Raw genomic sequence first — 12313 nt, 5'->3', positions numbered from 1 at the left:
AGGACCCCATGGCAACAACCCGACAGACATTGGCCGCTGCGATGGTGGCCGCGCTGCCCCTGCTCAACATAACCGTGACGACGCCCGTCCATGCGCAGGACCACCCGCGCGCGGCCCGGCTGGCGCCGCGCATCGATGGCTTCAACGTGGACGAGGTCCGGCGCCTGGAACCGGGCACGGAACTGAACTTCGACCTCTACGGTACGCCGGGCGGCTACGCCACCTTGCGCATCGATGGCGCCACACGCAACCTGACCCTGACAGAAACGTCGCCCGGCACTTACCAAGGCACCTACACGATCGGCACGCACGACCGCATCAATCCCGGCAGTGCCGTGACCGCGAACCTGCGCGTGAACAACATGGTCACGACGCGGTTGCTGGCCGAATCGATCGTGCGCGGTCCCGACCGTGATCGCGATCGCGGCGGCGACCGCGGCGACCGCGTGGCCGGCAACATGCCGCACGTGGACCGCTTCGACGTGCGCGGCAGCGACGACCTCGGTCCGGGCAACGAACTCAAGTTCACCGTGCACGGCACGCCGGGCGCCAAGGTCGAGGTGCAGATCGCGGGTACGCGCGGCATCTTCTTCCTGCCGGAAATCCGGCCGGGCGAATACAGCGGCCTGTACACGATCCGCCGCAACGACCATATCGCGCCGGATGCGCCCGTCACGGCGACGATCCGTGCCAATGGCCGTTATTCGACTGCTACGCTGGGCCAGCCGCTGATGGCAGGCGGCAACGGCCAGGGCATCAACCCGCCGGGTAACCAGCCGCGCGTGGCGCGCTATTGCACGAATTGCGCGACGGTGGAAGCGGTCAATGTCGTGCAGGTCAGCGGCGACGGCAGCTACCTGGGCACGGGTGCCGGGGCCGTCGTGGGCGGGCTGCTGGGCAACCAGGTCGGCAGCGGCAGCGGACGCACGGCGGCCACCGTCGCCGGCGCCGTGGGCGGCGCGATCGCGGGGCGCGAGATCGAGCGCAATGCCAATACGAGGCAGCGCTATGAAGTCGTCGTGCGCTATGCGAACGGTGCCACGCAGACCATTCCTTACGAAAATAATCCTGGGTTCCGCCCCGGCGACCGGGTGAAAGTCAGCGATGGCATGCTGATCCGCGACTGAGCGGCGGCATCGAAAACATAAAGCCGGACTCCGCGCGGATCCGGCTTTTTTTCGTGCGGCTGCGGCAGCGGGCCGCGCCGTGGATGGGCGTTCAGGCGGTGGCGAGCACCTGGCCGTCGCCCGTGCTGTCCGCTTCGGCCTTTTGCTTGGCGTTCTGCTTGGCGCGCGAACGCGACGGCGGCAGGCGGCGCAGCGTCTTGAGCGCTTCCGGATCCTTGATGCCGATCGTGCGCTGGTCGACCGTGATCAGGCCGATTTCGTTGAAGGCGGACAAGGTGCGGCTGACCGTCTCGAGCGTCAGGCCGAGGTAGCTGCCGATTTCGTGCCGCGTCATGCGCAGGTTGAACAATTTGCTCGAATATCCCATCGCGGCGAAGCGCTCCGCCAGCGAAATCAGGAAACGTGCCACACGGGCTTCGGCCGACAGGGCGCCGAGCATGCCGATCATGGCCTGTTCGCGCACCAGTTCGCGGCTCATCACGCCATACATCAGGTTTTCGAGCTCGGCGTGCACGCGGCCGAGGGCGGTGAGCTTCTTGAACGGTACCAGGATCAGGTCGCAGTCGGACAGGGCCACGGCTTCCGACGCGTAATGGCGCGTGTGGATGCCGTCGACGCCGAGCATGTCGCCCTTCATCGGGAAGCTCAGCACCTGCTCGTTGCCGAATTCGTCGATCAGCACGGTTTTCAGGAAGCCCGAGTTCACGATGTACAGGGTGTCGAACGCCTGGCCGATCGTGTGCACGCGCTGCCCGGTCTTGAACTGTACGTGCTGGAACAGCAGCTCTTCCGTGTTCATCGATACGGCGGCCGGGATGTGGAGCAGGTCGCAGACCTCTTTCAGGTTCGACCAGAGACGGCCCTGGCGCTGACGTCCGGCTTCCATCTGTGATGAGTGCAGGGTCGACGTGGCGGCGTTGCGTTGTTCTGAAGTTAGCGGGGACTGCATACTCATCTCCAGGTTTAGGATTTCAAAGAAGCAAGCTGCGATCCGACGGCAGTGCGATGATGACGCACGGCTTCTAGCTGGATACGGATATAGATCGCAGGCAAGTCGAAACGCTGAAGTCAGTATGCCAACACGAGTCCGGCATTAATATCAGCAACGGCTGAATGTGTAGTAGGAGAAGACGTCAGCTTGTAGGAATTTTCCGATTGCTAACCTGTCCTGTCAGAGGACGTCCCAATGAAGCGCGGGTAGGAGTTCGAGTAGGGAGACGAGCCCTGCGCATCCGGAAAAATCGGTGCCGCAGGGTGCAAAAAGTGTCGCCAGAATGTCAAATCGGTTTCGGGCGATGCGCTTAGGCTTTCATCGGTGCAAGCAGACGGTGCGCAACCGCGTACTGGACCATTTCCGACAGCGAGGTCATGCCCATTTTCTGCATGATGCGGGTCTTGTGGGTGCTGACGGTCTTGACGGACAAGTGCAGGTTGTTGGCGATCTCGGTGATCGATTTGCCGCCCACGAGCAGGGAAAACACCTCGAACTCGCGATCGGAAAGCTGCTTGTGCAGCAGCTGTTCGTTCGGCGCCATGATGTTCAGTGCCAGCTGCTCGGCCACTTCCGTGCTGATGTAGGGCCGGCCTGACGCGACCTTGCGGATCGCGCCGACGAGCTGGGTGCCGGCGCTTTCCTTGGTGAGATAGCCCTGGGCGCCGGCGCGGATCGCGCGCACGGCGTACTGTTCTTCCTCGTGCATCGTCAGGATCAGGACGGCGAGCTTGGGCGCCTCGCTGCGCACCTGGCGGATCAGGTCGACGCCGCTGCGGCCGGGCATGGACAGGTCCAGCAGAAGCAGGTCGAAGCCGCCTTGCCGCACCAGCGACAGCACTTCGAAGCCGTTGATGGCCTCGCCGACGATCTCGATGTCGAGGGCGCCGTCGAGGATACGCTTCAGACCTTCGCGCATGATCGTGTGGTCGTCGGCGATGACAATGCGAATCATAGATGTCCCTAAGGATCACGTAAAAAAGGTTAAAAAAGATATCACATGGGCAACATCTACGCTGCCTTTTTTTCGACAATTCCAATTGTCCGAATGCGGCGCGGGCGCGACTTCTGGTCAGCCGTTCAGGTACCGGGCTCCCGGATCAGGCGGTGCACCAGCACGGGTTTGCTCGTATGCGACAACACTTTGTTGGTGACGCTACCAAGCAATAACTGCCCCCAGCCGCTGCGGCCGTGCGAGCCCATGAAGATCAGGTCGCAGTGTTGTTGTTCCGCCACGTCGACGATCTTCAGCGCCGCCGAGTCGGAAAACGCCGTCATGCATGCATGTTTCAGCCCGGCGCTCTGCGCCGCGCGCATGATCGAGCCCATGTACTCTTCTCCCATGCGCTTCATTTGCAACACATATTCCTCCTCGCTGGGATAGGCGGGGGGTACGATCTCGACGTACACCGGATACTGGTATTCCGGCGCGACGAACAGGGCCAGGACTTCGGCGCCCATCTGTTGCGCAAATTTGACGCCGGCGCACGCGGTGTGTTGCGATACCAAGGAGCCGTCGGTGGTAATCAGAATCTTCTGGTACATGGTAAGCCCTCCCTCACGTCACGCTACGTTCTCATTGTAGTTCGCGTTGACCCTTTGGCAGAACGTAAATGCTTGATCTTTCTCAGGGATGTGCTCGGCTATCCGCAAGCAAATGCCACGTGTCACAATATCCTACGATAAAAAAATACAACACTTGCTTTGCGAAAATATTCAGAAAAACCTGTAAATGATTGTCGTCAGACCAACATTACCCGTCAATCGACGACACTGGCATTTCAGAAGATTTACCTACGGCAACCACACTGATACACTCGTCGGAGTTTGTACCGTCAGCGTAATGACGGCAGCCGTACCGCACACAGCAAAGATCATCGCGACATTTAAATTATGGAGAAGCAGGGACTATGACCGACGCCGCTGACGATTTCGACGCACTATTCGAGGAAGTGGCAGCGCAGCGTGCCAGCGCACCCGCAGCCGCTCCTGCACCCGCGCCCGAGCCCGCCGCCGGCGGCGACAGCGGCGACAGTGACGACCTGGAGGCCCTGTTCGACCAGGTCTCGGCCACGACCGCCCCGGCGCCCGCAGCCGCTGCACCGGCGCCGGCCGCCGGGCCGGCCGAGGAAGAACATGAAAAAGGCATGTACGAGCGCCTGGGCGGCATCGTGCGCCTGCTGCACGATTCGCTGCGCGAGCTGGGCTACGACAAGGCGCTGACCGAGGCGTCGTCCCAGATCGTGGACGCCCAGGACCGCCTGGAATACGTCGCCTCCCTGACCGAACAGGCCGCCAACAAGGTGCTGAACACCCTGGACGACGGCATGCCTGCGCAGGACCTGCTGTCCAAGCAGGCCAAGGACATGGAAAACCGCTGGGACGACCTGTTCTCGGGCAAGCTCTCGATCGAGCAGTTCAAGGCGCTGGCCGGCGACTCGAAGCAGTTCGCCCAGCTGGTGTCGGAAGCGACCGAGGCCGAGAAGGCGCGCCTGCTCGAGATCATGATGGCCCAGGACTTCCAGGACATCACCGGCCAGCTGATCAAGAAAGTCGTCATCATCACCAAGACGGTCGAGAACGAGCTGACCCAGCTGCTGAAGGACAGCGCGCCGCCGGACGTGAAGGAAAAGCTGGCGCAGAAACAGGCCGCACAGGAACAGCCGCAGCCGCTGATGTCGGGTCCGTCGGTGCCGTCCGCGGCGCTCGACCAGGACAGTGTCGATGACCTTCTTGCCGATCTGGGATTCTAATGGATGAAATGCTCAAGGATTTCGTCGTCGAGGCGATGGATCTTGCAGCGAATGTCGAAGAGCATCTGCTGCACCTCGAACGCGATCCAGACAACAAGGAAACGCTGAATGCGGTGTTCCGCTCGTTCCACACGATCAAGGGTGGCGCGGGTTTCATGGGGCTGCCGGCGCTCGTCGCCGCCTGCCACCTGACGGAAAACCTGTTCGACGCGCTGCGCACCGGCGCCGCGCCGGTCACACCGGCGGCGATCGAGGCATCGCTGCAGGCGTCCGGCTTCGTGGCCGACCAGCTGAATGACCTGAACAACGGCGCCACGCCGGACCAGCTGGCCTCGATGCCGCCCGACCTCGAGCGCATGCTCAAGGAAGCGATCGCCGGCAAGGATGCCGCGCCCGCGCCGAAGGCCGCGCCTGCGCCCGTGGCGGCGGCACCGGCTCCGGTCGTCGCGCCTGTCGCGGCACCCGCACCGGGCGTCGCTACGCCGGCCGCCGATGGCCTCGACTGGGAAGCGATGTTCATGGCAGTCGTCCCGCCGGGCACGTACACGCCGGCCCAGGCGGCTGTTGCTGCTCCGGCTGCAGCGCTTGATACCGTCGCCGCGCCGGGCGTCGCTACGCCGGCCGAAGCCGCCGCGCCGGCCGCGTCCGGCAAGCCGGGCTGGGACGGCGTCGAGCGCCGTTCCGAGAGCAAGCCGGCCGCCGCCGGCCCGGCCAAGGACGAGAGCATCCGTATCGACGCGGTCAAGCTGGACGCGCTGCTGGAAGTGGCCGGCGAATCCGTGCAGGCTGCGAACCAGGCATCCGTGCTGCTCGAGCGCCTGCTGCAGTTCAAGTTCGAGGGCCAGGCCGCCACGCTGATGGCCACGCTGACGGAAACGCTGGAGCGCGCCTCGCGCTACTCGGCCGAGCTGCAGCGCGCCACGCTGGCGACCCGCATGCAGCCGGTCGGCCGCCTGTTCCAGAAATTCCCGCGCCTCGTGCGCGAGCTGGCCAAGGACCTGGGCAAGGACGTCGAGCTGACGATCGAAGGCGCCGAGACGGAAGTCGACCGCGTCGTCGTGGACAGCCTGTACGACCCGCTCGTGCACATGCTGCGCAACGCGCTCGACCACGGCGTCGAGTCGCCGCAGGACCGCGTCGCCGCCGGCAAGCCGGCCAAGGCCTACATCCTGCTGAAAGCCTGGCAGGAAGCCAACAGCGTCATGATCGTGCTGCAGGACGACGGCCGCGGCATGGACCCGGCCAAGCTGCGCAAGAAGGCGATGGAGAAGGGTCTGATCTCCGAGAGCCAGGCCAGCAGCGACGACGAGGCGTACCAACTCGTGTTCCTGCCGGGCTTCTCGACCAAGGAAGTGGCGTCGTCGGTCTCGGGCCGCGGCGTGGGCATGGACGTGGTCAAGACGGCCGTCGAGAAGAACCGCGGCGCGATCCGCATCGATTCGAACCTGGGCAAGGGCACCAGGTTCTCGATCCGCCTGCCGATCGAACTGTCGATCGTGCCGACCATGCTGGTGTCCACGTCGGGCGCCCAGCTGGCACTGCCGATGGCCGTCGTCGAGCGCGTCGTCGAACTGCCGGAGACCTTCATGCAGGTCGGCGGCGCCCCGGTGCTGAAGGACCAGGGCCGTCCGCTGCCGGTGCGCTCGCTGGCGCTGTCGCTCGGCTACGAGCCCTGCTCGGAGCGCGTCGGCATCGTCATCAACGCGCCGCAGCCGTACATCATCGCGGTGGAAGCCGTCGACGGCACGGCCGACCTGGTGATCAAGCCGATGACGGCGCTGAACGTCGATGGCATCACGGGCACGGCGCGTTCGGCCGAGGGCTCGCTGGTGCTGGTCGTCGGCCTGTCGTTCCTGATGGACGGCTGCCGTTCGACCGTCAGGCTGGCTGCATGAGATGCGCCCGACGCACTGAAAACGTGCTATAAGCGGGTTTCCGCATTTTTGCAACAAAACCACGAAAAGCCTGTGCAGCAAATGCACAGGCTTTTTTTGTTTGCCTGCCTGGCTAGGCATCCGAACAAAATTTTTGTGCGGATGAGTTCATTGGAATAATCGTGCTTGAGGGGCATTGCTTCTGCAATGCACAAATATGGCATAATCAAAGACCATGCCCGCATGAAGCGGTCGTTTCTCTGGACTTCGCAACTCATCATGTTAAAAACGCTCTACGACAAACTTTGGGATTCGCATGTCGTGCGTGCCGATGCCGATGGCACCACCGTGTTGTATATCGACCGTCATCTGGTCCACGAAGTCACCAGCCCGCAGGCGTTCGAAGGCCTGCGCGAAGCCGGTCGCCCGCTATGGCGCACTTCGGCCAATCTTGCCGTAGCCGACCACAACGTGCCGACTACCGACCGTTCGCACGGCATCGCCGACCCGACCTCGCGCCTGCAGGTCGAAACCCTGGACGGTAATGCGAAGGCCTTCGGCCTCACGTACTTCAACATGAACGACAAGCGCCAGGGCATCGTGCACGTGATCGGCCCGGAGCAGGGCGCCACGTTGCCTGGCATGACCGTCGTCTGCGGCGACTCGCACACGTCCACGCACGGCGCGTTCGGCGCGCTGGCCCACGGCATCGGCACCTCGGAAGTCGAACACGTGCTGGCCACGCAGACGCTGCTGGCGAAGAAATCGAAATCGATGCTGGTGCAGGTCGACGGCGAACTGCCGGCGGGCGTCACCGCGAAGGATATCGTGCTGGCCGTGATCGGCAAGATCGGCACGGCGGGCGGCACCGGCTATGCCATCGAATTCGGCGGCTCGACGATCCGTGCGCTGTCGATGGAAGGCCGCATGACCGTCTGCAACATGGCGATCGAGGCGGGCGCGCGCGCCGGCATGGTCGCCGTCGACGACACGACCATCGAGTACGTGAAGGGCCGTCCGTTCGCCCCGAGCGGCCCGCAATGGGAACAGGCCGTCGCCTACTGGCGCACCCTGCACACGGACCCGGGCGCGAAGTTCGACCTCGTCGTGCAACTCAACGCACAGGAAATCCGCCCGCAGGTGACCTGGGGCACGTCGCCCGAGCAGGTCACGACGATCGACGGCCGCGTGCCCGATCCGGACAACGAAAAGGATCCGGTCAAGCGCGACGCGATGGAAAAGGCGCTCGTCTACATGGACCTGAAGCCGAACACCGCGATGGAAGACATCCGCATCGACAAGGTGTTCATCGGTTCCTGCACCAACTCGCGCATCGAGGACCTGCGCGCCGCCGCCGCCGTCGTGCGCGGCCGCCAGCGCGCGTCGAACGTCAAGCTGGCGATGGTGGTGCCGGGCTCCGGTCTCGTGAAGGAACAGGCGGAACGCGAAGGCCTGGATGCGATCTTCAAGGCCGCCGGCTTCGAATGGCGCGAGCCGGGCTGCTCGATGTGCCTGGCGATGAACGCCGACCGCCTGGAACCGGGCGAGCGCTGCGCATCGACGTCGAACCGCAACTTCGAAGGCCGCCAGGGACAGGGCGGGCGCACGCACCTGGTGTCGCCGGCGATGGCCGCGGCGGCTGGTATCGCCGGTCATTTCGTGGACGTCCGTAAGATTTGATAATTCGGGGTCAGAGCACGAATTTCCCGGTGCTCCGACTCCGACTGAATTCGGGGTCAGAGCCCCAAAAGGCAACTTCGGGCTCTGACCCCTGCGGTAGCAAATAAGGCAGACAGCATCATGGATAAATTCACCGTACACGAAGGACTGGTGGTCCCGCTGGACCGGGCCAACGTCGACACCGACGCCATCATTCCGAAGCAGTTCCTCAAGTCGATCCGCCGCACCGGCTTCGGCCCCAACCTGTTCGACGAATGGCGTTACCTCGACCACGGCGAACCGGGCATGGACAATTCGAAGCGCCCGGTCAATCCGGATTTCGTGCTGAACCAGCCGCGCTACGCCGGCGCGTCGATCCTGCTGACCCGCAAGAACTTCGGCTGCGGTTCGTCGCGCGAGCACGCGCCGTGGGCCCTGCAGCAGTATGGCTTCCGCGCCATCGTCGCGCCGAGCTTCGCCGACATCTTCTTCAACAACTGCTTCAAGGGCGGCCTGCTGCCGATCGTGCTGGACGAAGCCAGGGTCGACCAGCTGATGAATGAAGTCAAGGCGGGCCAAGGCTACAAGCTCGTCGTCGACCTCGAGAAGCAGACCGTGGGCACGCCGGACGGCCGCCTCGCGTTCGAATTCGCCATCGACGACTTCCGCAAGTACTGCCTGCTGAACGGCCTGGACGACATCGGCCTCACGCTGCGCCATGCCGACGACATCCGCGCCTACGAAGAGCGCCATTTGCGCGCGCAGCCCTGGCTCGCCAACACCATCTGAGAGAACAAGAACATGAAGATTGCAATCCTGCCGGGCGACGGCATCGGTCCCGAAATCACCACGCAAGCCGTCAAGGTCCTGAAGGCGCTGGGCGAATCGTTTGAACTGGAAAGCGCGGACGTCGGCGGCGCCGGCTATGCCGCACACGGCCATCCGCTGCCGCAGGGCACGCTGGCGCTGGCGAAGTCGGCGGACGCCGTCCTGTTCGGCGCCGTCGGCGACTTCAAGTACGACTCGCTGGAGCGTTCGCTGCGTCCGGAACAGGCCATTCTCGGCCTGCGCAAGGAACTGGGCCTGTTCGCCAACCTGCGTCCCGCGATCCTGTATCCGGAACTGGCCGGCGCCTCGACCTTGAAGCCGGAAGTGGTGTCCGGCCTCGACATCCTGATCATCCGCGAACTGACGGGCGACATCTACTTCGGCAAGCCGCGCGGCGTGCGCGAGTGCCCGGACGGTCCGTTCGCGGGCCAGCGCGAAGGCTTCGACACGATGCGCTATGCGGAAGGCGAGATCCGCCGCATCGCCCACGTCGCGTTCCAGGCCGCGCGCAAGCGCAACCGCCGCCTGACGAGCGTCGACAAGGCCAACGTGCTGGAGACGTTCCAGTTCTGGCGCGACATCGTCACCGACGTGCACAAGGAATACCAGGACGTCGAACTGGACCACATGTATGTCGACAACGCCGCGATGCAGCTCGTGCGCGCACCGAAGAAGTTCGACGTCATCGTGACCGGCAACATGTTCGGCGACATCCTGTCGGACGCTGCCGCCATGCTGACGGGCTCGATCGGCATGCTGCCGTCGGCTTCGCTGGACGTGAACAACAAGGGCCTGTACGAGCCGTCGCACGGTTCGGCGCCGGACATCGCCGGCAAGGGCATCGCGAATCCGCTGGCCACGATCTTATCAAGCGCCATGATGCTGCGCTTCTCCTTGGGCAAGGCCGAACAGGCCGACCGCATCGAGAACGCGGTCAAGAAGGTGCTGGCCCAGGGCCTGCGCACGCCGGACATCTACGAGGAAGGCACGACCCGCGTCGGCACCGAACAGATGGGCGACGCCGTCGTCAACGCGTTGGGTTGATAAGACGTTAAGAACGGAGCGTTGATGGGCCAGCCTGTCAGCACGCCGTAGGGTGGGCACCCCGTGCCCACCATAAGCATGATCATTAAGGAATACGCCGAACGGGGCGGAGTAAATCAAACGAGGGGTCAAAAAATGAAATTAGTAGGTCTGGTTGGTTGGCGCGGCATGGTCGGTTCGGTCCTCATGCAGCGCATGCAGGACGAGGGCGATTTCGCCCATATCGAGCCGGTGTTCTTCACCACGTCGAATCCGGGTGGCCCTGCGCCGAAAATGGCGAAGAACGAAACCACGCTGAAAAGCGCAACCGACATCGCCGAACTGTCGAAATGCGAGATCATCATCTCGTGCCAGGGTGGCGACTACACGACCGAAGTGTTCCCGAAGCTGCGCGCCGCCGGCTGGAACGGCTACTGGATTGACGCCGCCTCGACCTTGCGCATGAGCGACGACGCCGTCATCGTGCTGGACCCCGTCAACCTGAACGTCATCAAGGACGCCATGGTGAACGGCGTGAAGAACTTCATCGGCGGTAACTGCACCGTGTCGTGCATGCTGATGGGCCTGGGCGGCCTGTTCAAGCACGACCTGGTCGACTGGATGACCTCGATGACGTACCAGGCCGCATCGGGCGGCGGCGCGCAGCACATGCGCGAACTTCTGACCCAGTTCGGCACCATCAACGCGGCCGTCAAGCCGCTGCTGGACAACCCGGCATCGGCGATCCTGGAAATCGACCGCGGCGTGCTGGCCACCCAGCACGGCCTGTCCGCCGAAGAAACGAAGCAGTTTGGCGTGCCGCTGGCCGGCAACCTGATCCCCTGGATCGACAAGGACCTGGGCAACGGCCAGTCGAAGGAAGAGTGGAAGGGCGGCGCCGAGACCAACAAGATCCTGGGCCGCAATGCCGCCGGTGGCAACATCATCCCGGTCGACGGCCTGTGCGTCCGCATCGGCGCGATGCGCTGCCACTCGCAGGCGCTGACCATCAAGCTGAAGAAGGACGTGCCGCTGGACGAGATCAACGACATCATCGCCAAGGACAACCAGTGGGTGAAGTTCGTGCCGAACACGCGTGAAGCGTCGATGCACGACCTGACCCCGGCCGCCGTCACCGGCAGCCTGACGATCCCGGTCGGCCGCGTGCGCAAGCTGTCCATGGGCCCGGAATACATCTCCGCGTTCACCGTCGGCGACCAGCTGCTGTGGGGCGCCGCCGAGCCGCTGCGCCGCATGCTGCGCATCGTCCTGGACAAGTGATGTAATCTGTCGCCTGCGGGCGCAAAAAAGGCGGCCTCGAGCCGCCTTTTTTCATCCGGCCGCGATGGCTCATCCTAAGGTTGTATCGGTGGCATGGAATCATCCAAAAAACATCACACATCTGAATAGATCGTCTACATATCTCAGACTCGCTGAATGTTTCTCCCTACAGAACTTGCATGCCACAGTGCATGATGATATGTTGCTGTGACCTCCGGGCAACGTCACGTCTCCGTCAACCCACTCCGCTTTCGAATCTATGCATGTCACTCACCGCCTCCCGATGAAGTCGTCCGCGCTGAAAAAGCTCACCGCGGCGGTCGCAAGTGCGCTGGTCCTGACGTCGGCGGCCCACGCGGCCGGCCTTGGCAAGCTCACGGTGTTGTCCGCGCTCGGCCAGCCGCTGCGCGCCGAAATCGAACTGACGGCGGTGTCCGGTGACGAGGCCGCCGGCCTCACCGCGAAGCTGGCATCGCCGGAAGCGTTCAAGGCAGCCAACATCGATTTCAATCCGGCCCTGCTGTCGCTGCGATTCAATGTCGAGCAGCGCGGCGGACGCCAGTTCATCCGTGTCAGTTCCACGCAGCCGCTGAACGAGCCGTTCGTCGACATGTTGCTGGAATTGTCGTGGAACAACGGGCGCCTCGTGCGCGAATACACGTTCCTGCTCGACCCCGCCGAGTTGCGCGCGACGCAGTCGGCCCAGGTCGCGCCGAGCGAGACGGCCCGTGCGCGCGCCGAGGCGCCTGCCGCCGGCACCGCCGCGGCCGCGCCGGC

Annotated in this window: 11 protein-coding genes; 8 read left to right on the top strand and 3 right to left on the bottom strand. The window is 63.9% G+C overall.

Annotated features, from left to right (window positions below):
- The first annotated feature begins 8 nt into the window (after window positions 1-8).
- On the top strand, window positions 9-1127 hold the full coding sequence (locus AC1DYX_RS01025) for an outer membrane lipoprotein (RefSeq protein ID WP_477255390.1): 1119 nt from the start codon (window positions 9-11) through the stop codon (window positions 1125-1127).
- A gap of 91 nt (window positions 1128-1218) precedes the next feature.
- On the opposite strand, the gene AC1DYX_RS01020 is transcribed toward AC1DYX_RS01025, so the two are convergent.
- The 3 genes from AC1DYX_RS01020 to AC1DYX_RS01010 form a co-directional block, all read right to left on the bottom strand.
- Window positions 1219-2013, bottom strand: coding sequence for a Crp/Fnr family transcriptional regulator (locus AC1DYX_RS01020; protein WP_477255460.1), 795 nt, complete (start codon window positions 2011-2013; stop codon window positions 1219-1221).
- A 415-nt stretch (window positions 2014-2428) separates the two neighbouring features.
- On the bottom strand, window positions 2429-3073 hold the full coding sequence (locus tag AC1DYX_RS01015; protein ID WP_413674070.1) for a response regulator: 645 nt from the start codon (window positions 3071-3073) through the stop codon (window positions 2429-2431).
- Between the two features lie 125 nt (window positions 3074-3198).
- Window positions 3199-3663, bottom strand: a complete 465-nt coding sequence (locus tag AC1DYX_RS01010) for a universal stress protein (RefSeq protein WP_477255388.1) — start codon at window positions 3661-3663, stop codon at window positions 3199-3201.
- A 365-nt stretch (window positions 3664-4028) separates the two neighbouring features.
- On the opposite strand from AC1DYX_RS01010, the gene AC1DYX_RS01005 reads away from it, so the two are divergent.
- The 7 genes from AC1DYX_RS01005 to AC1DYX_RS00975 all read left to right on the top strand — a co-directional run.
- The gene (locus AC1DYX_RS01005; protein ID WP_477255386.1) at window positions 4029-4871 is read left to right on the top strand and encodes a protein phosphatase CheZ; all 843 of its coding nucleotides are present in this window, start codon (window positions 4029-4031) and stop codon (window positions 4869-4871) included.
- Window positions 4871-6766 (top strand): chemotaxis protein CheA, encoded by a 1896-nt coding sequence (locus tag AC1DYX_RS01000; protein ID WP_477255384.1) that lies wholly within the window; start codon window positions 4871-4873, stop codon window positions 6764-6766. The genes AC1DYX_RS01005 and AC1DYX_RS01000 overlap by 1 nt, the downstream gene beginning before the upstream one ends.
- Window positions 6767-7024: 258 nt before the next feature.
- Window positions 7025-8425 (top strand): 3-isopropylmalate dehydratase large subunit, encoded by a 1401-nt coding sequence (gene leuC, locus AC1DYX_RS00995; RefSeq protein ID WP_477255382.1) that lies wholly within the window; start codon window positions 7025-7027, stop codon window positions 8423-8425.
- A 120-nt stretch (window positions 8426-8545) separates the two neighbouring features.
- Window positions 8546-9193, top strand: a complete 648-nt coding sequence (gene leuD, locus AC1DYX_RS00990) for a 3-isopropylmalate dehydratase small subunit (RefSeq protein ID WP_477255380.1) — start codon at window positions 8546-8548, stop codon at window positions 9191-9193.
- Window positions 9194-9205: 12 nt separating this feature from the next.
- The gene (leuB, locus tag AC1DYX_RS00985; protein WP_477255378.1) at window positions 9206-10276 is read left to right on the top strand and encodes a 3-isopropylmalate dehydrogenase; all 1071 of its coding nucleotides are present in this window, start codon (window positions 9206-9208) and stop codon (window positions 10274-10276) included.
- Window positions 10277-10411: 135 nt separating this feature from the next.
- On the top strand, window positions 10412-11536 hold the full coding sequence (gene asd / locus AC1DYX_RS00980) for an aspartate-semialdehyde dehydrogenase (RefSeq protein WP_477255376.1): 1125 nt from the start codon (window positions 10412-10414) through the stop codon (window positions 11534-11536).
- 283 nt (window positions 11537-11819) lie between these two features.
- On the top strand, window positions 11820-12313 hold a 494-nt coding region (locus AC1DYX_RS00975), incomplete at its 3' end, for a type IV pilus assembly protein FimV (protein WP_477255374.1).

The organism is Massilia sp. P2_C2 (genome assembly GCF_056404615.1).
The sequence above is the reverse complement of the archived record's forward strand: the minus strand, read 5'-3'. Positions and strand labels throughout refer to the sequence as shown.